This window comes from Oerskovia sp. USHLN155, assembly GCF_037145535.1.
Taxonomy (GTDB): domain Bacteria; phylum Actinomycetota; class Actinomycetes; order Actinomycetales; family Cellulomonadaceae; genus Oerskovia; species Oerskovia rustica.
Map to the genome: position 1 here is coordinate 181,218 of NZ_JBBCXG010000006.1, position 21,340 is coordinate 202,557.

General features: G+C 75.2%; 20 protein-coding genes and 1 tRNA gene. 8 read left to right on the top strand and 13 right to left on the bottom strand.

Features of this window, described 5'->3' with window-relative positions; translation table 11 throughout:
* Positions 1-77 precede the first annotated feature (77 nt).
* From WFH32_RS10440 to WFH32_RS10450, 3 genes are all read right to left on the bottom strand, one after another.
* Entirely contained in the window at positions 78-806 is a 729-nt protein-coding gene (locus tag WFH32_RS10440) for a PAS and ANTAR domain-containing protein (RefSeq protein WP_191796908.1), read from the bottom strand.
* A 126-nt stretch (positions 807-932) separates the two neighbouring features.
* Positions 933-1,289, bottom strand: a complete 357-nt coding sequence (locus tag WFH32_RS10445; RefSeq protein ID WP_336707316.1) for an ArsR/SmtB family transcription factor — start codon at positions 1,287-1,289, stop codon at positions 933-935.
* A gap of 5 nt (positions 1,290-1,294) precedes the next feature.
* Positions 1,295-1,663 (bottom strand): hypothetical protein, encoded by a 369-nt coding sequence (locus WFH32_RS10450; RefSeq protein WP_336707318.1) that lies wholly within the window; start codon positions 1,661-1,663, stop codon positions 1,295-1,297.
* A gap of 41 nt (positions 1,664-1,704) precedes the next feature.
* Here WFH32_RS10450 and WFH32_RS10455 point away from each other — a divergent pair, with 41 nt between their 5' ends.
* Positions 1,705-1,905, top strand: a complete 201-nt coding sequence (locus tag WFH32_RS10455) for a hypothetical protein (protein WP_191796911.1) — start codon at positions 1,705-1,707, stop codon at positions 1,903-1,905.
* A gap of 3 nt (positions 1,906-1,908) precedes the next feature.
* Here the strand turns inward: WFH32_RS10455 and WFH32_RS10460 are convergent, their stop codons facing one another.
* The 4 genes from WFH32_RS10460 to WFH32_RS10475 form a co-directional block, all read right to left on the bottom strand.
* Positions 1,909-2,370, bottom strand: a complete 462-nt coding sequence (locus tag WFH32_RS10460; RefSeq protein ID WP_138824454.1) for an HNH endonuclease — start codon at positions 2,368-2,370, stop codon at positions 1,909-1,911.
* A 68-nt stretch (positions 2,371-2,438) separates the two neighbouring features.
* Positions 2,439-2,537 (bottom strand) — tRNA-OTHER (locus WFH32_RS10465).
* Between the two features lie 298 nt (positions 2,538-2,835).
* A complete protein-coding gene (locus WFH32_RS10470) occupies positions 2,836-3,504 on the bottom strand; it encodes a GAP family protein (protein ID WP_336707319.1) in 669 nt (222 codons plus the stop codon).
* A 161-nt stretch (positions 3,505-3,665) separates the two neighbouring features.
* Positions 3,666-5,441 (bottom strand): SulP family inorganic anion transporter, encoded by a 1,776-nt coding sequence (locus WFH32_RS10475; RefSeq protein ID WP_191796913.1) that lies wholly within the window; start codon positions 5,439-5,441, stop codon positions 3,666-3,668.
* A 192-nt stretch (positions 5,442-5,633) separates the two neighbouring features.
* Between WFH32_RS10475 and WFH32_RS10480 the strand changes: the two genes are divergently transcribed.
* Positions 5,634-5,921, top strand: a complete 288-nt coding sequence (locus WFH32_RS10480) for an Ada metal-binding domain-containing protein (protein ID WP_191796914.1) — start codon at positions 5,634-5,636, stop codon at positions 5,919-5,921.
* 114 nt (positions 5,922-6,035) lie between these two features.
* Positions 6,036-7,160: a CAP domain-containing protein gene (locus WFH32_RS10485; protein WP_336707321.1), complete on the top strand. Its 1,125-nt coding sequence runs from the start codon at positions 6,036-6,038 to the stop codon at positions 7,158-7,160.
* Positions 7,161-7,196: 36 nt separating this feature from the next.
* Here the strand turns inward: WFH32_RS10485 and mgtE are convergent, their stop codons facing one another.
* The 4 genes from mgtE to hrpB form a co-directional block, all read right to left on the bottom strand.
* Entirely contained in the window at positions 7,197-8,525 is a 1,329-nt protein-coding gene (mgtE, locus tag WFH32_RS10490; RefSeq protein ID WP_336707322.1) for a magnesium transporter, read from the bottom strand.
* A gap of 108 nt (positions 8,526-8,633) precedes the next feature.
* A complete protein-coding gene (locus WFH32_RS10495) occupies positions 8,634-9,194 on the bottom strand; it encodes a dihydrofolate reductase family protein (protein ID WP_191796917.1) in 561 nt (186 codons plus the stop codon).
* A gap of 49 nt (positions 9,195-9,243) precedes the next feature.
* The gene (locus tag WFH32_RS10500) at positions 9,244-9,468 is read right to left on the bottom strand and encodes a hypothetical protein (RefSeq protein ID WP_191796918.1); all 225 of its coding nucleotides are present in this window, start codon (positions 9,466-9,468) and stop codon (positions 9,244-9,246) included.
* 65 nt (positions 9,469-9,533) lie between these two features.
* Positions 9,534-12,005 (bottom strand): ATP-dependent helicase HrpB, encoded by a 2,472-nt coding sequence (hrpB, locus tag WFH32_RS10505; protein ID WP_336707324.1) that lies wholly within the window; start codon positions 12,003-12,005, stop codon positions 9,534-9,536.
* 140 nt (positions 12,006-12,145) lie between these two features.
* Between hrpB and WFH32_RS10510 the strand changes: the two genes are divergently transcribed.
* Both WFH32_RS10510 and yidC read left to right on the top strand, forming a co-directional pair.
* Positions 12,146-12,523 (top strand): hypothetical protein, encoded by a 378-nt coding sequence (locus WFH32_RS10510; RefSeq protein ID WP_191796919.1) that lies wholly within the window; start codon positions 12,146-12,148, stop codon positions 12,521-12,523.
* Positions 12,524-12,632: 109 nt separating this feature from the next.
* Complete coding sequence (yidC, locus tag WFH32_RS10515) at positions 12,633-13,583, top strand: membrane protein insertase YidC (RefSeq protein ID WP_336707326.1); 951 nt, start codon at positions 12,633-12,635, stop codon at positions 13,581-13,583.
* Between the two features lie 62 nt (positions 13,584-13,645).
* On the opposite strand, the gene WFH32_RS10520 is transcribed toward yidC, so the two are convergent.
* Both WFH32_RS10520 and WFH32_RS10525 read right to left on the bottom strand, forming a co-directional pair.
* Entirely contained in the window at positions 13,646-14,905 is a 1,260-nt protein-coding gene (locus WFH32_RS10520) for a beta-ketoacyl-[acyl-carrier-protein] synthase family protein (RefSeq protein WP_225228287.1), read from the bottom strand.
* 209 nt (positions 14,906-15,114) lie between these two features.
* Complete coding sequence (locus WFH32_RS10525) at positions 15,115-15,663, bottom strand: GNAT family N-acetyltransferase (RefSeq protein WP_318244192.1); 549 nt, start codon at positions 15,661-15,663, stop codon at positions 15,115-15,117.
* An 80-nt stretch (positions 15,664-15,743) separates the two neighbouring features.
* Between WFH32_RS10525 and kynA the strand changes: the two genes are divergently transcribed.
* The 3 genes from kynA (at position 15,744) to WFH32_RS10540 (ending at position 21,256) form a co-directional block, all read left to right on the top strand.
* On the top strand, positions 15,744-16,607 hold the full coding sequence (gene kynA / locus WFH32_RS10530; protein WP_191796921.1) for a tryptophan 2,3-dioxygenase: 864 nt from the start codon (positions 15,744-15,746) through the stop codon (positions 16,605-16,607).
* Between the two features lie 1,097 nt (positions 16,608-17,704).
* Entirely contained in the window at positions 17,705-18,988 is a 1,284-nt protein-coding gene (locus tag WFH32_RS10535; RefSeq protein WP_442946328.1) for a kynureninase, read from the top strand.
* 114 nt (positions 18,989-19,102) lie between these two features.
* Positions 19,103-21,256 carry an MMPL family transporter gene (locus WFH32_RS10540; protein WP_336707330.1) on the top strand — a complete coding sequence of 718 codons (2,154 nt, stop codon included), beginning with the start codon at positions 19,103-19,105 and terminating at the stop codon, positions 21,254-21,256.
* The last annotated feature ends 84 nt before the right edge of the window (positions 21,257-21,340 follow it).

A 21,340-nucleotide genomic window follows, 5' to 3' on the forward strand; every position in this document is an offset into this window, starting at 1 on the left:
GGCGCGGCGGGCAGCCACCGGTCGGTGCGCCCGCCACGGCCCACGGGTCGGCCGACCGCCCCTGCAGGGCACCGTCCTCAGCCCGTGACGGCTCCCTTGCGCCGGAAGAGCTGTGCCCCGCCGGGACGGCTCACGCTGCCGGGCTCGAGGGCTGCCAGGCACGCGTCGACGCGGTCCTTGGCACGACCGCCCAGCCCGCCGCCGGCCGCGATCGAGTCGATCAGCTCCCGTGCCACGTCGGGCAGGCGTCGGCTGCTCTCGCTCGCGTGCACGACGAGCAGGTCGAGCGCGCCGTCGGGGTCCAGGCCGTGCGAGGCCATGATGACCCCCTTGGCCTGGTCGACGACGGCGCGGTCCTGGAGCCCGACCGCGACCTGTCGGGTGACCTCGCGGCGCAACGCGTCCTCGTGCGCGGCGGACGTGTCGATCATCATGCCGATCACCTCGACCACGGCGCCCGACGCGTCGCGGCGCGCCTGGCCGGTGACCGTGACGGTCTTGGTCCGGCCGCGCGCGTCCACGATGCGGTGGCTGGTGCTGAAGGGGCGCCCCGTGGTGCGCAGCAGCGCGAGGTCGCGCAGGACCGTGTCGCGGTCGTCGGGGTGCTTGTGCTGGGCCAGCAGGCCCGCGCTCGGGACGACCGAGTCGGGCGCCAGGCCGTGCAGCAGGTAGACCTCCTCGGACCACCACCACTCACCGGTGCGCAGGTCGACCCGGTACTGGCCGGTGGGGTGGGCTCGCCCGAGGCTCAACGCCTCGGCGAGCGGGTCGCGGCGACGCCTACGAGGGGACGGGTCGGTGGGCATGATGGCTCGCTCTCAGCACGTGCGTGTCGAGGGGCCGCTTCCTGACTCCTAGGAGCCCCACCTTAGTCCGCCCCGCGCACGGGACCAACCCTCGTCCGTGGGGCGAGCACCGGCGGGGACCGGGCCTCAGTCCTCGCGGGCGTGGTGCGGGGGCAGCGGGTAGAGCGTGTGCTCGGTGTGGTGGAGGACGTTCGTGACGAGCGCCTCGACGTGCTTGGTCGCGGGGGCGTAGTAGACGCTCGTGCCCGCACGCCGCGACGTCACGAGGCGTCCGGCACGCAGCTTGGCGAGGTGCTGCGAGATCGCGGGGACGGGACGGTCGAGGGACTCGGCGATCGCGGTCACCGACATCTCCGTCCCGGTCAGCATGTGCAGCACCGCGAGGCGAGTGCGGTCGGCGAGCAGGCGAAGCACCTCGACCGCTCGGTCGAGGTCGACCTCGGGGGGCGCGACGGGGCGCGGGTCGCGCTGCGTGGTGGACATCCCCTTCATGGTCCCACCCTCGTGCCCGTTCGTCCGGGATCCGCGCGCGGCAGCTGCCCCGCCCCGTCGGCGGACGCCGGCCACAGCACGCGGGCGAGCACGGTCGCGGCCACCGCGACGACGGCCGGCGTCGTCGCGGCGCGCGCCAGACCGCACGTGCCGAGCCGCCCTGCGAGCGGGCAGGCGACCAACCAGCACGCGTGCGACAGCGAGAACTGCGCGGCGAAGGCCAGGTGGAGGTCACGTCGGTCCACCACGCGCCGTACGAGGCGCCCGGGTGTCTCGACCGAGGACCAGCCCGCGCCGATCGCGACCCACGCCGCGCACACCCCAGCCAGGGCGGCGGCCGGGGGCGCGGCGAGCGCGAGGGGCACGACGGCGCAGCCCGCTGCGAGCGACGTGGGATCCTGGAGTCGTGTCCGACCTGACGTCCCGCCGCATCCCGCCCGGCCCGATCCTCGACGCGCTGCGCACGCACCGCTACCTGCCGGACTGGGCCCTGGACGTGCCACGGCTCGCGCTCGAGCACGCCCTGGTCCTCGCGGACGGCGACCCGCACCGACTGGTCCTGGACGACGACGGGACCATCAGGGTCGAGAACTCTCCGCAGCCCTGAGGCTCAGCGCTTGCCGTACGGGTAGACGTCGGCGAGCACGGGCTCGAACGGCCGCGAGCGCAACCTCATGCCCGCCTCCTGGGGGGTCCGACCAGCCTTGGCGCTGTTGCACGGCTCGCACGCCGCCACGGCGTTGAGCCAGGTCGTGGTCCCGCCCTGGCACCGAGGCACCACGTGGTCCATGGTCGTCGCAGGTGCCCCGCAGTAGCCGCAGCGGAACTTGTCGCGGCGCATCAGCGCGGCGCGCGAGTACGGCACGCGGCCCGTGCGCTCGTAGACCCAGCGGGAGTGGACATAACGGACCAGCTCGACCGAGAGGGGGCGTTGGTAGGGGCCGAAGGTCTCCCCCTCGACCGCCTCGCGCACGGCCGCGACCCGGCGGTGCAGCATGCGGATCGCGTGCCCGAGCGAGACACGCCCCAGGACCTGCCCACCGCCCAGGTTGTAGATGAGGACCTCGCTCATCGACCGACTCCCTGTCTGCGACCCCCGGTACCGAGATCCTCGGCGCCGCGGGCCACCCACGTCGTCTGCGGAGAGGGCGGGAATCGAACCCGCCCCACGAGGCGCTGGTGCGCCCCGTCGCCGTCCTTGGCACATGCCTCTCCAGGGGTGCCGCCCGACTGCAGTCCGGGCGACTTGGAACCTCCACGCACACCACGGGTCCCCGTCGTGGCCAGGTTCATGTGCCTGGCTCGCCGCGCTACCACTGTGGCGCGGTCTCGTGTGCGTCAGCTCGTGCGGGCCGCCGGAGCGGCACCTCACGAGAACGGGTCAGGAGCGAACGCCGTGCGGGCTGGCCCGACCGGCGACCGGCCTCCTGACCGGACGTGCACCACAGTAGCGGCCCGCCCCCGGGCCGGGGCAAGGGTTTTTCGGGGAGATCACGCGCGGGTCGCGCGGACAGGCTCGGTGCGTCCACCTCGTCGCTCACAGCGCCGTGATCCCGTCCCCGATCATCTTGGCCCCGAGCACCAGGAGCAGCACGGCCATGATGACGGCGTTGTTCTGGATCATCCAGGTCTTGAGGCCGTCGAGCATCGTCGCGGCCCGGGACCCCATCGCCAGGTAGATCACGACGGGGGCGGCGACCCCGAGGCTCGCGACCACGACGAACACCGCGAGCGCCCCGAGCTGCTCGGACGTCTGGGAGGTCGCGGCGGCGATGGCCGCGGCCCCCGAGACGACGAGCAGCAGGTTCTTGGGGTTGACCGCCCCGAGCAGGACAGCGAGGCCGAACGCCTTGACGGGCGTGAACGCGTCGATCGCGCTCATCCACCTCGGCGTCTGCGGGCTCACGGCCTCGCGCGGGCGTCCACGCCACTGGCTGAACGCGAGGAGCAGCAGCAGGACGCCCAGGACGATCTTGACGACGCTCGCCCACGCGGGCGGCCCGGCCGCGTCGGGCGTGGCCGCACCGGCCACGAGCAGCACGACCGACCCGAGGGCCGCGATCCCCACGATCCACCCCAGCAGGAACGAGAAGCCGTTGGCCTTCGCCTTCCTGCTGACGAGCATCAGCACGACCGCCACGATGGGCATGGGGCTGATGAGGACACCCACCGCGATGGGCAGGGACTGACCGACGGCTGGGCCCACGGCACTTCCTCTCGTCGTGCGCCGCCGTCCCGGCGTCGCGCTCCAGGTCTCGTGACTGCTCGCGGGACCGGTCAACCCGACCGTAGTGCCACGCCCTGCCGACCGCGCGCGAAGGGCGGCGGGCCGCCGCGAGGCGAGCGGCGGCGTCGGGCAGGCGGGCGTCAGGCGGGCGGCGCGGCCGCCGGGGCCCCGCCCGCGTCCCCCGCCGCGGCGGGCAGGAGGTCGCTCAGCGCGGAGTCGACGTCGGGGTAGGTGGGTGGCAACTCGTCCGGCCCGACGGCGCCGCGCAGCACGTCCCGCACCTGGCCGACGTCCCGGGCCAGGGCCAGGCGGGCACCGACCCGGTCGAGGTCGCGGGCCAGGGTCACGAGCATCTCGGCGGCCTCGACGTCCAGGAACGGCACGGTCTCGGCGTCGAGGACCACGACGCGCGGCGAGGTGTCCGCGGCCAGGCGGCGCACGGCCGCACGCACGGTGTCCGCGTTGGCGAAGAACAGGCCCGACTCGACGCGCACCACGAGCGCACCCTCGACGCTGGTGCCCCCGTCCTTGCCCGTGGCGATGCGCCGCGCCCTGTCGACCCACACACCGTGCGAGCTGCGCACGAGCACGGCGACGTGGGGGCGCGAGGCTCGACCGAGGAGCAGGAACAGCGAGAGCACGATCCCGAGCACGAGTCCGGGCAGGGTGTCGAACACCAGGACGCCGACCATGGCCGCGAGCGCCGCCCAGAAGTCGTGCCGGGCCGCTCCCCCGTACAGGGCCTTGGAGCGCGGCGTCGCGAGGCGGTACAGGCGGCGCAGGGCCTTGACGTCGACGAGCTCGATCACGGCCGCGATGACGACGGCCGCGAGCGTGGCCTCGGGCAGGGACTCGAACACGGGCGTGAGGAACAGCAGGGTCAGGAGCGTCAGGGCGGCCGCGACGAGGCCCGAGACCTGGCTCTTGGCCCCGGCACCGCCGTTGACCGCGGTCTTGGACAGGCTGCCGTTGACGACCATGCCGGACGCGAGGCCCGAGCCGAGGTTCGCGGCGCCCATCCCGACGAGCTCGCGGTTGGCGTCGATGTCGTAGCCCTCGCGCGAGGCGTACGTCTTGGCGGCGCCCAGGGCCTCGGCGAAGCCCACGAGCATGACGCCCGCCGCGGGCCCGACGAGGTCGGTGTAGGTGTTCCAGTCGACGCCGGTCGGCAGGCCGAGCGCGGGCAGGCCCGCCTGGATGGGGCCGACGATGTCGACGCCGTCGTCGTCGAGGCCGAGCAGCAGGACCAGGGCGATCCCGATCCCGACCACGACGAGCGAGCCGGGCACCTTGGGCAGCCAGCGCTTGATCGCAAGGACGGCTGCGAGGGACCCCAGGCCCAGGACCACGGTCAGGGGGTGCGCGGTGCCGAGCTCGGTGAGGATCGCCCACAGCTTCTCGAAGAAGTTCCCCTCGCCCTTGTCGACGCCCAGCAGGGCCGGCACCTGCCCGATGACGATCGTGAGCGCGAGGCCCACGATGAACCCCTTGAGCACGGGCTCGGAGATGAACGAGGCCAGGAACCCGAGGCGTGCGATGCCCGCGACGAGGCACAGGACGCCGGTCACGAGCGCCACGGCCGTGGTCAGTGCGACGAACGCCGCGTCGTCGCCGGGCCGGAACGCCGCGACCACGCTCGCGGACAGGGCCGCGGTCGCGGACATGGGCCCCACGACCAGGTGGCGCGAGCTGCCGAACGCCGCGTACAGGATCAGCGAGGGCACCGCGGCGTACAGGCCCACGACGGGTGAGACGCCCGCGATGGTCGCGTAGGCGAGCGACTCGGGCACCAGGACGGCCCACACGGTCAGGCCCGCGACCACGTCGCCCCGCAGCCATGCCCCGCGGTACCCCTGCAGGGACGCGAACACGAACCACGGTCGCCGTGCCGTGGTGGCCCTGGTGCTCGTCGGCATGTGCCCGCCTCTCGCCCGTGGGCGCCGTGCGCGCCTCACGGGCGAACGTATCCGCGCGCGCTGCGGTCGGCATCAGGAAGGTCCGTCCTGCCCGACGGCGCCGCTCCCGTTCGCCTTCCACCTCACGTCGCTCGGGGCGCGGGCGTCTACGGAGCACCCCCGCCCGACCTGCCTGCACCCCGGGAGCACCTCATGAGCGCGAGACCGAAGCTCTACCGACTGCTCGGGCCCGACCGTGTGCCGACCCTCAGCCCCGTTCCCGGGACGCTCGGCGGGCACCGGCGTTCCCGGGTCTACGGCCGGCTCGACTGTCCCGGCGCCGCACGGGCGATCGCCCGTGGGGGCTACGTGGCCCACCGCGTGTTCTTCGCCGACGAGGAGACCGCGGTCGCCGCCGGGTACCGGCCGTGCGCCGTGTGCCTGCGCGAGCAGTACCGGGAGTGGAAGGCGACCCGGGTCGCTCCGGAGCCGCGGGGCTGAGGGCCTGGCCGGGCACCGCACCGGAGACGGTCGAGGCGCCGTCCGCGCGCACGATCAGCCGGGTGACGGCACAGTGGACCCGACCCGTCCTTGCCCGACCACCCGGGAGGTCCCGTGCGCGCACGCCGGTTGACCACGTTCCTCGTCGCGCTCACGACCGTCGTCCTGACGGTGCCGGTGGGCCTGGGCACGAGCGCCCCGGCTCGCGCCTCGGGGGCCGGGGACGTGGCGGGTCTCGTGAACGGCGCGCGCTCGTCCGCGGGTCTCGCGCCCCTGGCGCACGACGCCGGGCTCGCGGGCGTCGCCCAGGCGTGGGCCGAGCGGATGGCGGCGAACGGCTCGATGAGCCACAACCCGTCGACCGGCGCGCAGATCCCGGGCGGGTGGTCCACCTGGGGCGAGAACGTCGCCTGGTCGAGCGACCCGTCGCCGTCCGGGCTGCACGCGAGCCTCATGGGGTCCTCGGGGCACCGGGCCAACGTCCTGTCCTCGGCGTTCACGTCGCTCGGCGTCGGGTACGCGACCGACGCCGCCGGGGGCGCGTACGTCGCCGAGGTGTTCGCGGCCTACCCCGGCGCGGCCCCGCCTCCTCCTGCGCAGGCTCCCGCCGAGGCGGGCCCCGACCGGTCGACCCGACCGCCGGGCGCCTCGGACACGGCGGGCGAGACGGACAAGACGGGCAGGTCGGCGGCAGACCGCCCGCGCTCCCCCGTCGGCCTCGTGCCCGGCGCGTCGGGCCCCGAGGTCCTGACCCTCCAGGAACGCCTGCGCCTCCACGGCCAGGACGTCGCCGGCGACGGCGCGTACGGCCCCGCGACCGCCGCCGCGGTCCTCGCGTTCCAGGGCGCACGAGGTCTGGCCACGGACGGCGTCGTGGGGCCGGCGACGACGGCGGCGCTCGCACTCGACCCGCCGCCCGCCTCTGCGCCCTCGCCTGCGGCTCCCGACGCCACCGGCGCCGAGAGTGCCGGGACCGAGACAGGGGCCGACCCGGCGGACGGGACGGGTGACGCGACCGACACGCGGGTCGCGGCCGCGCAGGAGACGGGCGCGACGCCGTCGGGCCCGGCGACGCCCTCCGGGAGCCCGACCCCGCCGGGTGCGGGCACGACGCCCGAGGTCCCGGCCTACGGCTGGGTGATCGCGTCCCTCGCCGTCCTGGCCGCGATGTCCCTGAGCGTCGTCGGTGCGCGCCGCCGCTCCGCGCAGGTCCGCGGCGCGCGGCCCCCGCAGGACTGAGCGCCCGCCCGTGCGGTCGCACGGCCCGAGCGCTTCTCAGATGCCCAGGACCACCTTCGCGACCGAGAAGTAGATGACCAGCCCCAGGGTGTCGACGAACGTCGAGATGAACGGCGCCGCGACGATCGCCGGGTCGATGCCCACGCGGCGCGCCAGGATCGGGATGCTCGACCCGACCGTCGTCGCGAGCACGCACACGCCCACGACCGTGATCGCGAGCACCTGCGCGATCGACACACCCGCGACCCACGCCGCCGGACCGAAGCCGACCGCGGCGAGCACCGTCCCGAGCAGGAGCCCCGTGAGCATCTCGCGCCCCACGACGCGCAGCAGGTCTCCGCGGCGGATGTCGCCCACCGCCAGGGCGCGGACCACGGTCGTCGCGGCCTGCGACCCCGCGTTCCCGCCCGTGCCGATGAGCAGCGGGATGAACAGCGCGAGCGCCACGACCGCGTCGAGCTCGGCCTCGAAGTAGCTCTGCACCCCGACCGTGAGGCTCGCCGCGACGATCAGCAGCAGGAGCCAGACCACGCGCGCCCGCACCAGCCCCAGGACCGAGACGGTCAGGTACGGGCGGCGCAGCGGCTCCGAGCCACCCACGCGAGCCGAGTCCTCGTCGTCCTCGGCCTCGAGGATGCGCATCGCGTCGTCGACCGTCAGGACGCCCAGGAGGCGGCGCTCGTGGTCGACCACGGGCACCGCGACGTACCCGCCGTCGCGCACGACGTTGGCCGCATGCTCCTGGTCGTCCGTCGCCTCGACCGTCACCGCCGGGGACATGACGTCCTCGACCAGGGTGTCCGGGTCGCTCACCAGCAGCCGGCGCAGCGACACCACCCCCTCGACGACCCGCCCGGCACCGAGGACCGGCACGGTGTAGATCGTCTCGACGTCGTCACCCGCCCGGCGCAGCGCGTCGAGGGCCCCCGCGACGGTCGTGCCACGCCGCACCGAGGCCACCCGGGGCGACATGCGCCGGCCCGCGCTGTCCTCGGGATATCCGAGCAGCGCGGTCGTCAGGGCCCGCTCGTCGGGACCCAGACCGCCCAGGAGCCGGGCCGCGACGCCCGCGGGCAGCTCGTCGAGCAGCGACGCCCGGTCGTCCGGGTCGAGGGCCGCGAAGATCTCCGCGGTCGCCTCGGACCGCAACGCCTCGACGAGCTCCGCCTGGATCGCCGGGTCGAGGTCCTCGAAGACCTCGACCGCGCGCCCCTTGGGCAGCAGGCGGAACGCGACCGCGCGCCGCTGGTCGCCCAGGCGCCCGAGCTCGTCGACGACCTCCTGGGTGTCCATGCTCGCGATGCGGTGCTGCAGGTCCTCCAGGTCGTGGGGTCGCTCGGTCCGGGGCTCGGAGTGTGCGCGCATGGCCCCACCTTCTCAGGGCGACGCAGGAGCGGCCCGGTGGAGTCGCGCGACGTGACGAGGCCCACGGCGCGGCCGTGTCCGGGCGTGGCCCGGGCGCAGGGCGACGGCTCAGCGCGCCACGCGGTATCTCGTGTAGACCACGCCGCCCGTGAAGCGGCGCTCGTCGAGGAGCTCGAGGTCGAGCCGGGCGCCCGCGGGGTAGAAGGACGTCCCGCCGCCCACGAGCACGGGGTGCACGAAGGCGCGCAGCTCGTCGACGATCCCCGCCGCGAGCGCCTGCGCCGCCAGGGTCGGGCCGGCGATGCCGACCTCCCGCTCGGCGCGGTCGACGAGGGTGCGGGCGGCGGCAGGGTCGAAGGTCCGCTCGACGCGCGTGCGCGGGACGCCCGGGTCGTCGAGCGTGGTCGAGTACACGACCTTGTCCACGTCGCGCCAGATGCGCGCGTAGTCACGGACGGCGGGCGACTCGTCGTCGAGCATGGCGGGGTCGTCCCAGACGCGCATGACCTCGTAGACCCGGCGTCCCAGGAGGAACGTCCCGACGGAACGTTCGAGGTCGTCGACGAACGTGTGCACCTCCTCGTCGGGGGCGCTCCACTCGAACGAGCCCGAGGCGTCGGCGACGTAGCCGTCGAGGGACATGATGCCGGTGCAGGTCAGCAGCGCCACGGTGCACTCCTAGGTGTCGGCGGGTGTCGGCGGGTGTCGGCGGAGAGGGTCAGCGGGGCTGTGCCCGGCCGGGCGGGACGTGGCCGGGTGGGGAGCCGTGCCGCGCACGCAGGTAGCGCGTCAGGCCGACCGTGCCCCACATCACGGCCAGCACGAGGAGCAGGAACGGCAGGACGGGGGCGCCGGTCGCGATCAGCACGGCCGCGAGGACGAACGCGCCGAGCGCGAGCCAGAGCACGTTGCCGACGGGTCTGGGTCCGCTGGGACTGGACATGGTCCCCTCCTCGGGCAGGCGCGTTCTCAGCCTACTCCGGGCACGTCGGCCCGCACGGGTCGACGTCAGGCCGTGGGGTCCTCGGGCCAGTCGTGCTTGGGGTAGCGGCGGCGCAGCTCGGCGCGCACCTGCGCGTACCCCGTGCCCCAGAACGACTCGAGGTCCGCGGTGATCGCCGCAGGCCGCCTGGCCGGGGACAGCAGGTGCAGCAGCACGGGCACGCGTCCGTCGGCGACCCGGGGCGTGGCACGCCACCCGAACGCGTCCTGGACCTTGACGGCGAGCACGGGCTGGTCCCCGGTGTAGTCGAGGCGGGCGCTGCGGCCCCCGGGCAGGTCGACGCGCACGGGGGCGAGCTCGTCGAGCCTGCCTGCGGCGGGCCACGGCAGCAGGCGCCGCAGGGCGTTGGTCACGTCGAGGCGCTGGAGGTCGGCAGCCTTGCGGACCTTGGCGAGGTCGGGCCCGAGCCACGCGTCGAGGCCCGTGAGCAGGGCCTCGTCGGACACGTCGGGCCACGGGTCGCCCAGGGCCCGGTGCAGGAACGCAAGGCGGTGCCGCAGCTCGCGCGCGGGCTCGCGCCAGGGCAGGACGTCGAGGCCCTCGCGCTCGAGCCCGGTCCGTAGCGCCGCCACGACCTGGTCGGGGGGCGGGTCGGCGACCTTCTGCGAGGCGATCTCGATCGCGCCGAGCCGCGTCGTGCGCCGCGCCTGGATGCGCCCGTCCGACCACGTGACGGTCTCGTCCTCGCGCAGGGCTGAGGACGCGGCCTCGTACGCGAGGTCCTCGTCGACGGGTGCGGCCGACCGGATCGTCGCGTCACGCCTGCCGGCGCCGCGGTCGGCGTCCGCGACGGCGAGCCAGTCGTAGCCCGCGAGCGGGGAGCCCGGCGGCAGCGCGGCCCCCGTGCCCGACGTCATGAGGTACGTGGTCCCGTTCGGCCGCCTCCGCGCGACCCGGTCCGGGTGCGCGAGCGCGACGACGAGCCCGACCGCGAGGTCCAGGCTCAGGTCCTCCCGGCGGCTCCGCCCTGGCGCGGCGACGAGCCCCTGGAGCCGCTCGGCCTGCGCGCGCCACGACCCGCTCGCCGGACCACCCCGCCGGGCGTCCCGCAGGGCCGCGACGAGGTCCGCCCCGGGCGCGCGCACGTCGTCGGACAGGAGGGCGACCACCTCGGCAGCGAGCCGCGGCCCGACGACGTCGCCCGCGTCCAGGAGGGCGCGCGCGAGCCGGGGGTCGGCCGGGACGCGGGCGATCTCGCGTCCCCGCGGGGTGACCGTGCCGTCCGGGTGGACCGCGCCGAGCGCCTCGAGCGTCGCGTGCGCGACCGTCATCGCGGCCGCGGGCGGGGAGTCGAGGAGCGCGAGCCCCGTTCCGTCCGGGCTCCCCCAGCACGCGAGCTCGAGCGCGAACGCGACGAGGTCGGCAGTGAGGATCTCGGGCGTCGGGTGCGCGACGAGCTGGGCGTGCTCGCCCGGCGACCAGCAGCGGTACACCGCCCCCGGCCCCTCGCGTCCCGCGCGCCCGACGCGCTGCTCGGCCGCCGCACGGCTCACGCGGACCGTCACGAGACCCGCGAGGCCGCGCCGGTGGTCGGTGCGCGGCTCCCGGGACAGGCCCGCGTCGACGACCACCCGCACCCCGGGCACGGTGAGCGAGGACTCGGCGACGGCCGTGGAGACCACGACCCTGCGGCGCGGCCCGGGCGTCAGGGCCAGGTCCTGCTCGCGCGTGGGCAGCCGCCCGTGCAGGGGGCGGACGTCTGCCTCCACGCCGGCCAGGCGGCGAGCGACGCCGTCGACCTCGCCCGCGCCGGGCACGAAGACCAGCACGTCGCCGGCCTGCTCGGCCAGCGCCCGGCGTGCGGTCGCCGCGACGTGGTCGAGGAACGCGCGTGGCACGCCACGCTCGTCGAGCCGCGGCCCGGGCGACGGCGCCCACACCTCCTCGACGGGGAACAGGCTGCCGTCCGCGACCACGACCGGGGCAGGGGTCTCGTCGCCCAGGAGGCTCGCGGTGCGCTCGGCCTCGATCGTCGCGGACATCGCGACGAGGGCCAGGTCTGGACGCAGGGCGGTCCGGACGTCGACCAGCAGCGCGAGGGTCAGGTCGGCGTCGAGGTGACGCTCGTGGACCTCGTCGAGCACGACGACGCCGACCCCGGCCAGCTCCGGGTCGCGCTGGAGGCGGCGCAGCAGGACGCCGGTCGTGACGATCTCGATGCGTGTCTCGGGCCCCGTCCGGGACTCGCCGCGCACCGAGAAGCCCACCGTGCGTCCGACGGGCTCACCGAGCAGGTGCGCGAGGCGGCGCGCCGCAGCCCGGGCCGCGATCCGGCGCGGCTGGGTCACGATGACACGCCCCGCAGGCCGTGCAGCCGCGAGCGCCGGCGGGACGAGGGTCGTCTTGCCCGTGCCGGGAGGTGCCTGGAGCACGGCGACGCCCCGGTCGCGGACGGCGTCGGTGAGCTCGGCCAGGTGATGGCGGACCGGGAGATCGGGCGGCGAGGCGAGCAGGCGGGCGATCGGGTCCGGGTCCACGGGGCCATTCTCCCCTGTGCCTCGACCCCGGGGGCCCCGCGGGCAGCACGCGGGCGTCGAGCGGGCCCCGCGCACCCCGGGCGTGGCGCTACCCTGGGCTGGACGAAGGACCGACGACAGGAGCGCAGGAGGTGGGGATCGTGCGGACACAGCATGTCGTGCGGGGCGCCACCTCGCTGCGCGAGCGCTACGACCGGCTGACCTCGACGTCCTCGGCCCGTGCCGTGGCCCTGGTGCCGCTCCTGGCGGTGCTGGCGCTCGCCGTCGGGCAGTCGTTCGGTTCGTCGTCCCTGGGCGGCGTGCTCTCCCTGCTCGGTGCCGCGACGCTCGCCGCCACCGCCGGGGCGCTCGGCGTCGCGCTCGCGTGCGTCGCGGTCGCGGTCCTGCTGCTGCTCGCGGTGCCCGTCGGTCCCGAGCCCGTGCCGCTGCCGGCACCCGTGCGCCAGCACAGCCCCACGACCCCCGGACGGCCCCAGCCGCGAGCGCCGGGAGCGAGCCCGCTCCCGCGCACCGCCTGAACCTCCAGCACTCCCCCGAGCCGTCGTCGGCCCGGGGGTCCTACCGGTCCCTGCGGAGCTGGCGCGGGAGCTCCACGCTCCCCCTCCCCTCCACCCGCAGGAGTCCACCGTGCCCGTCGTCGATGCCCTCACCCATGCCCTGTCCACGCTCGTCCACCCGATCCAGCTGGTGGTCGCCTGGATCCTCGTCCGTCTCCACTCGGCGCTGACCGCGCTCGGCCTCGACCCTGCCGGGGGTGCCGCGTGGAGCCTCTCGATCGTCGGCCTGGTCGTGATCGTCAGGCTCGTGCTCGTCCCGCTCGTCGTCGTGCAGGTCAGGGGGATGCGGGCGATGCGCCTGGCCTCGCCCGAGATCCGCCGGATCCAGGAGAAGTACCGGGGCAAGAGCGACCCGGCGAGCCGGGACGCGGCCCGCCGCGAGCAGCAGGAGCTCATGGCACGCACAGGTGCCAACCCGCTCGCGGGCTGCCTGCCGATGCTCGTGCAGGCGCCGGTCCTGTTCGCGCTGTACTCGGTTCTCTCGGGGATCGGCCGCCAGGTGCCCGTCGGGGCGCTGACCGGTGACCTGGTCCGCGAGGCGGACGCCGCGACGCTCCTCGGCGCCCCTTTGTCGGGGACGCTGGCCGGGGCGTTCACGGGCGGCGCTGCGGCCGGTGGCCTGGTCGGCGTCCTGGTGCCCGCCGTGCTGATCGTCGTGATGTACGCCGCGCAGGTCCTGACCCAGCGGCTGAGCGCGCGCGCCAACCCGGTCGACCCCACGAGCCCCCTGGCCCGGCAGCAGGGCACGTTCGCGTTCGTGCTGCCCGCGGTCTCCGCGGTCGTGGCCGTGGGCTTCCCCGTGGGCGTGGTCCTGTACTGGGCGACGTCGTCGGTGTGGGGGCTCGGGCAGCAGCTCGTGACCGGTCGCCTCGTGCCGTCGGGCGACCAGGACGTGGCGCGGGCGTCCCGTCCTGCGACGGCCGAGGCCGGCGAGCCCACCGGACACGCTGTCCCCGCGCGGGTCGGCGGGCAGCGGCCGCAGCCGCGTCGCGGCACGACGCGGAAGGCGCGCCGGGGCTGATCCCGCCCCGGGTCCGCGCCGAGCGCCCCGCTCGGTGCGGGCTCGTCGGCTGCCCGGTGTCCTCAGTCGCGCGAGAGCACGACGCTCACGCTGTGCCCGCCGAAGCCGAACGCGTCGACCAGCGCGTGCCGCGCCGTCGTCGCGCGGGAGGTCCCGCGCACCACGTCGAGGTCGATCGCGGGGTCCAGGTCGTCGACGTTGAGCGTGGGCGGCACCACGCCGTCGCGCAGCGCGAGCAGCGCGACGACGACGCCGAGCGATCCCGAGGCCCCGAGCAGGTGCCCGGTCGCGCCCTTGGTCGAGGTCACGGGCGGCGGGTCGGGCAGGGCCGAGCGCAGCGCGTCGGCCTCGTTGCGGTCGCCCACGGGGGTCGAGGTCGCGTGGGCGTGGACGAGCCCCAGGTCGCCGGGCGACAGCCCGGCGGAGCGCAGCGCGAGCGTCACGGTGCGCGCCTGGTTCTGGGGGTCGCCGCCCACGATGTCGTAGGCGTCCGAGGTCAGCGCGGCCCCCGAGACCACGCCCACGACGCGGGCGCCGCGCGCCCGGGCGTGCTCCTCGTTCTCCAGGACGAGGATCGCGGACCCCTCGCCCATGACGAACCCGTCCCGCGCGGCGTCGAACGGGCGCGAGGCGCGCTCGGGCTCGTCGTTGCGCGTCGACATGGCCCGCGCCTGGGCGAAGGCCGCGAGGGAGAACGCCTGGACCCCTGCCTCGACTCCCCCGCACACGACGACGTCGGCGGTCCCGGCGAGGATCATCTCGCGTCCCGTGGCGATGGCCTCGCTGCCCGCGGCGCACGCGCTGACCGGGGCCCGGGCGCCGGCCCGTGCGCCCAGGTCGATCGACAGCCAGGCCGCGGGGCCGTTGGCCATGAGCATGGTCACGGCGTGCGGGGAGACCTGGCGGTGGCCGTGGGCGTCGAAGAGACGGCTCTGGGCGAGGGTCGTCGCGATGCCGCCGTTCGCGGAGCCGACCACCACGGCCAGGCGGGTGGGGTCGACGTCGGGGCTCCCGGCGTCGGCCCAGGCCTCGCGGCCCGCGACGAGCGCGAGCTGCTCCGCGCGGTCGGTGCGGCGCAGCAGGCGTACGCCGAGCGCTTCGGCGAACGCGTCGTCGACGCGCGCTGCGATCCGTACGGGCAGGTCGTGTGCCCACTCGTCCGTGATCGCCCGGACGCCCTGGTCCCCGCGTACGAGGGCGTCCCACGTCCCCGGGGCCGTCGACGACAGCGGTGTCACCGCGCCGATACCCGTCACCACTGCTCGTGTCATGGCGCCTCCCCGGTCGTGCTCGGGTGCCCGGTCGGGGTCCCGCGTGCGCATGCCTGCACTGTAGGACGCACGTCCCACACCTGCTGCCTCCAGGTCTACCAGAGGTGCCGAGCATCCGGTCGCCGCTCGGGTCCTGCCGGATCTCGACGACAGCCGCATGTTCACCCGACGACAACCGCCTGCTCGGCACGCCCTGGACCCGACGACCGGCATGGCCCGTCGACTTCCCGCGCACCCCGGGCGCCCCGGGGTGCGCGCCGCTACAGCGCGTGCGCCATGACGCGCTGCGGCCCGGCGTCACCCCCGAGGTAGCGCCCGCGGTCCACGAACCCGCCGCGCGCGTAGGCACGCAACCCGGCGGCGTTCTCCTCGTTGACGGTCAGCACGACGACCTCGAACGGCTCGCGTCCCAGACGCTCGGCGAGGCGGGCCGCGAGCGCCGGCAGCGCGGCGGCCACGGCCGTGCCGACCCCCTGCCCCTGGTGCGCCCGGTCCACGAGGAACCCGCGGAAGAGGACGACGTCGCCGGTCGCAGGCCCGTCGAGCAGCGCGACGACCTCGCCGGGCGCGCCGCCGGGATGCAGCACTCCCAACGCCGCGACCTCTCCGCCTCGTGAGACGACCAGGAGGTGACGCTCCGGGTCTGCCTCGGCAAGAGCCACGATCTCGGCGGCCGACGAGACGAACCGGTCCTGCCCAGGCCGGGCCGTGACCCCGCGCAACCGGCCCAGCACCTCCTCGCGGGACGCCGGGTCCCGCGCAAGGTCGTCGAGGAGCGTGCTGCTGGTCCGCCCGGTCGTCGTGTCCACCCGGCGACCGTACCCCCGGGCACGTGCCGTCCGGCACGGGACTCGTGGCACCCGTCGCCCACGGCACCTACTCTCGGGGGATGACAACGCCGTCACCGGGCAGCGAGCGCCCCCTCGAGCCCGACATCGTGACCGACCTGCGCGAGCAGATGACGTACGGCTCGTACCTGCACCTCGACACGCTGCTGGACGCGCAGGCCCCGGTCAGCGAGCCCGCACACCACGACGAGATGCTCTTCATCGTGCAGCACCAGACGACCGAGCTGTGGCTCAAGCTCGTCCTGCACGAGCTGGTCTCGGCGCGGGCCCTCATCGCGGCCGACGACCTCCAGTCCGCGCTCAAGCGCATCGCGCGGGTCAAGCACGTCCAGCGCACGCTGACGGAGCAGTGGTCCGTCCTGGCGACGCTCACGCCGAGCGAGTACGCCCAGTTCCGCGGGTTCCTCGGTCACGCGTCGGGCTTCCAGTCGTGGCAGTACCGCGCGGTCGAGTTCCTGCTGGGCAACAAGAACGCACGCATGCTGTCGGTGTTCGACGCCGAGCCCGCGGCGCGCGCCGAGCTCGAGCGCCTGCTGCACGAGCCGAGCGTCTACGACGAGTTCCTGCGCTACCTCGCTCGGCACGGCCACGACGTGCCCGCCCGCGTGCTCGAGCGCGACGTCACGCAGGGCTACACGCTCGACGAGGACTTGGTCGAGACCTTCCGTGCGATCTACGACGACCCCGAGGGCAACTGGCTCGCCTACGAGAGCTGCGAGGAGCTCGTCGACCTCGAGGACAACTTCCAGCTCTGGCGCTTTCGCCACATGAAGACCGTGCTGCGCATCATCGGGACCAAGCGCGGCACGGGCGGGTCGAGCGGCGTGGGCTTCCTCGAGAAGGCCCTCGACCTGACGTTCTTCCCCGAGCTGTTCGCGGTGCGCACCGAGATCGGCCGGCCGTGAGCGCTGGACCGGACGGGCGCGCTGCGGTCACCTTCACGGTCGACGCCCGCTGGGAGCGGGGCACAGGATGGACGGGCCCGACGGCGGTCGTCGCCACCCGGGGCGGGTTCCGCTCGCGCGTGGGCACCGACCCCGCCCCGACCCGCCACCTCGCGGGCGTCCTGATGCCCGGCTTCCGCGACGCCCACGTCCACCTGGCGCTGGTCGACGCCGGGGCACTGCTCCGGGGCGGCCTCGCCGCGGTCGACGACCTGGGCGGCGACCCTGCGGTGCTGGCGGCGCTCGCCGCGCGGTCCGGCCGTGCCGACGCCCTGCCCGAGGTCCGCTTCGCCGGGGCCTTCCTCACCGCTCCCGGCGGCTACCCGTCGGACCGGTCGTGGGCCTCGCCAGGATCGGTCGAGGTGGTCGCCGACCCCGAGCAGGCCGTGGCCGCGGTCGACCGGCAGGTCGAGGCCGGGGCGAGCTTCGTCAAGGTCGCCCTGCACACGGGCGCGGGTCCCGTGCCCGACGACGCGACCCTCCGCGCGCTCGTGGGGCGGGCGCACGAGCGCGGCAGGGCCGTGGTCGCGCACACCGAGGGCGTGGGCCAGGTCGAGCGGGCGCTCGTGGAGGGCGTGGACCGGCTCGCGCACTGCCCGTTCAGCGAGCGGCTGCCGGACGACCTGGTGCGGGCGGCGGCGCGCTCCCAGGCCTGGGTCAGCACGCTCGACGTCCATGGCTGGGGCACCCCGACGGAACCGTACGCGCTGGCCCTCGACAACCTGACGCGGTTCGTCGCCATGGGTGGGGCGGCCGTCTACGGGACCGACCAGGGCAACGGTCCGCTGCCGGTCGGGGTCGACGAGCGCGAGCTGGCGGCGCTGCTCGACGCCGGGCTGACCCTGGACGGTGTGCTCCGCGCCCTGACGTCGGGTCCGGCGACGGTCGCACTCACGCTCCTGCCCGGGGACCGCCCGGAACCGGGCACACCGCCCGCGCAGGTCGCCGCGTGGCTCGCGCGGGCGGGCGTGCTCACGCCCCACGACCTGCTGGACCCCGCACCGGCACCCACCGTGACCAGCCCCGACCAGCCCAGACCGTCCCCCAGGAGGCCGCCCGTGACCAGCACCACCCCTCCCGTCCGCCCGTCGGGGGCGCCTGCGGCCGGTCCTGCCGAGCGCGCCGCAGCGCTCGACGCGGCCGACCCGCTGACCCGCTTCCGCGAGGAGTTCGTGCCCTCGGCCGACGTCGTCGCCTACCTCGACGGCAACTCTCTCGGGCGGCCCACGCGCGCGAGCGTCGAACGGCTCGCGCGCTTCGCGACCGAGCAGTGGGCCTCGCGCCTCATCCGCGGTTGGGACGAGTCCTGGTACGAGCTGCCGCTCGCGATCGGCGACCGGATCGGGGAGACAGCGCTCGGCGCGGCACCGGGCCAGACGTTCGTGGGCGACTCGACCACCGTGATCCTCTACAAGCTCGTGCGCGCGGCGCTCGACGCCCGCCCGGGGCGCACCGAGATCGTGGTCGACACCGGGAACTTCCCCACGGACCGGTTCGTCCTCCAGGGCATCGCAGCCGAACGGGGCGCGACGCTGCGCTGGCTCTCCCCGGACCCCGACGCGGGCGTGACCACGGACCAGGTCGCGGACGCCGTCGGGCCGGAGACCGCGCTCGTGGTGCTCAGCCACGTCGCCTACCGGTCCGGGTACCTCGCCGACGCCGAACCGATCACGCGCGTCGCCCACGACGCCGGGGCGCTCGTGCTGTGGGACCTGTGCCACTCCGCGGGGGCCGTGCCCGTCACGCTCGACGCCTGGGACGTGGACCTCGCGGCAGGCTGCACCTACAAGTACCTCAACGGCGGACCCGGGTCGCCCGCGTTCGGGTACGTGCGCGCGGACCTCCAGGCGGCGCTGACCCAGCCGATCCAGGGCTGGATGGGCAGCGACGCGCCGTTCGAGATGGGGCCCGAGTACGCACCCCACACGGGGGTGCGGCGATTCCTCAGCGGGACGCCCGCGGTCGTCGGGATGCTCGCGATGCAGGACATGCTGGACCTGCTCGACGAGGCGCGGAACGTCGCCGGGGCCGATGCCGTGCGGGACAAGTCGGTCCGGCTCACCGGGTTCGCGCTCGACCTCGTGGACGAGCTCCTCGTGCCGCTCGGGGTGCGGGTCGCCTCGCCCCGCGACCCGGCGCGGCGCGGCAGCCACGTGACGATCGACCACGCCGCGTTCGAACGCGTGGTCCCTCGCCTGTGGGCGCAGGGGGTCGTCCCCGACTTCCGCCGGCCCGACGGCCTGCGGCTCGGGCTCTCGCCCCTGTCGACGAGCTTCGCCGAGGTGCAGGTCGGGGTCGAGGCGATCCGCGCGGCCCTCCTCGACGAGACCGCGAGCGCCTGACGGGCGCGACCCGGCGGGTGGTGATGCTGCACCGGGCTCCCGGTTGTCGCCCCCGGGCGCCGGTGCCACGCTGGAGTGGTCGTGGACCCGGGAACCGCCAGGGAAGGCGCACCCATGTTCGGCAGCATCGCTCGGACGGTGATCGCTCACCCGTGGCGTGTGATCGGCGTCTGGGTGCTCCTCGCGGCCGCGGTCGTCGTCTTCTCGCCGAACCTGGACGACTACACGACGGGCAACCAGCAGTCGTTCCTGCCTGCGTCGTTCGAGTCGGTCGAGGCGCAGGACGCAGGCGACGAGAGCTTCCCCGCGCAGTCGGGGGCCGCGGGCAGCCTGGTCGTCGTCCGGTCCGACGGCGCGGCGCTCACCGCGGACGACCAGACCGCCGTCGCCGGACTCGCGACGACGCTCGAGGGGGAGGCGATCCCCGGGGTCGTCGCGGTGCAGGAGACCCCGCAGTCCCTCTCGCAGGACGGCCGGACCGCCGCCCTGTCGGTCGCGTTCGACGGCCAGCCAGGCGACGAGGCGGTCGACGACGCCGTGCCCGCGCTGCGCGCCGCGACCGACGCGGCCCTGCAGGGCACCGACCTGACCGGCGCGCTCACGGGCAACGCCGCGATCCAGGTCGACACCACCACGGCCTACGCCGCGGCCGAGCGGACCATCACGATCGCTACCGTGCTGCTCATCGTGGTCCTGCTCGGCCTCGTGTTCCGCAGCCCCGTGATCGCGGTGATCCCGATCGTCGTGATCGGTGTGGTGCTCTCGGTCGTCACGGGCCTGACCGCGTGGCTCGCGGACCTGCTCGACTTCCAGGTCAGCGACACGCTCCAGCCGATCCTCGTGGTGGTCCTGTTCGGGGTCGGCACCGACTACATCGTGTTCGTCCTGTTCCGCTACCGCGAGCACCTGCGCCGGGGCGAGAGCCACCACGAGGCGCTCGAGGCGTCGGTGGGGGTCGTGGGCCGGGTCGTCGCCTCCTCGGCGCTCACCGTGATCGGCGCCTTCGCGGCGCTGCTGTTCGCGCAGCTCGAGTCGCTGAGCACCCTCGCGCCGGGGCTGATCGTGGCCGTCGCGGCCATGCTCGTGACGGCGCTGACGCTCGTCCCGGCGCTCTTCGTGGTCCTCGGCCGGGCGCTCTTCTGGCCCCTCGGCCCGGGCCGCGACGCCCGGCGCAGCCCGTTCGCGGCCCTCGGGTCGTTCACGGCCCGCCGACCCGTCGTCCCGGCGCTCGCCGTCGGGGCCGTGCTCGTGGTCCTCACGCTGTTCGCCTCGGGGTACCAGGCGACGTACGACACGCTCGACGAGCTCCCCGCGGACACGGCCTCGCGCCAGGCCTACACGACGCTCGACGCGTCCTTCCCCGCCGGCGCGCTGAGCCCCACGCAGGTCTACGTCGTGGGGACCGCTCCCCTCGACCCCACGGCGCTGACGACGCTCGCGACGAACCTCGCCGCGGTCCCGGGCGTCACGTCGGTCGCACCGCCCACGGCCACGACCGACGGCACGGCCGCCCTCGTCACCGTCGTGCTCGCCGACGACCCGTACTCCGACGCCGCGATGGCCACGGTCGAGGGCCCGCTGCGCGACGCCGCGCACGGGTCGGTCCCCGGCGCGCAGGTCTACGTCGGTGGGCAGACGTCGGCGTTCGTCGACGTGCGTGACCAGCTCCGCGCCGACACCGGCCGCGTCTTCCCGATCGCCGCCGTCATCATCGTCGTCATCCTCGGACTCCTCCTGACCGCCCTGCTCGGCGCCGTCAACCTGCTCGTGTGCGTCGCGCTCACGTTCACCGCGACCCTCGGCGCGGTCGTCCTGCTCTACCTGCACGCGCTCGGGTACGCCGGCATCGACTTCTCGATCCCCATCGTGCTGTACCTGTTCGTCGTCGCGATCGGCACCGACTACAACATCCTCGTCGCCGCGCGCATGCACGAGGAGTACCGCGCGGGTGCGACCTCGCGCGAGGCCGCGCGCGTCGCGATCACCCAGGACGCACCCACCGCGGCCGCGGCCGGGATCATCCTGGCCTGCACGTTCGCCTCGCTCATGCTCACGGGAATCGCGAACCTCGCGCAGCTCGGTTTCGGCGTCGCGGTCGGGATCGTCGCCGCCGCTTTCCTCATGGCGCCGCTGCTCGTGCCCGCGCTCGCCGCGCTCGAAGGGCGGGCGTTCTGGTGGCCCACGCGGCGGGCCGTCGTCGGCCTCCCTCAGGCCGAGCCCGAGCCCGGGCCCGCCGACGCTCCCGCGGACGTGGCGCCGTCGGGCTGAACCGTGCTGCGTGACCGGGACGGACCCGTGGCCGTCCGTCCCGTTCCCCGTCAGTGCCGGGCCCTAGGCTGGGACGGACGAGAG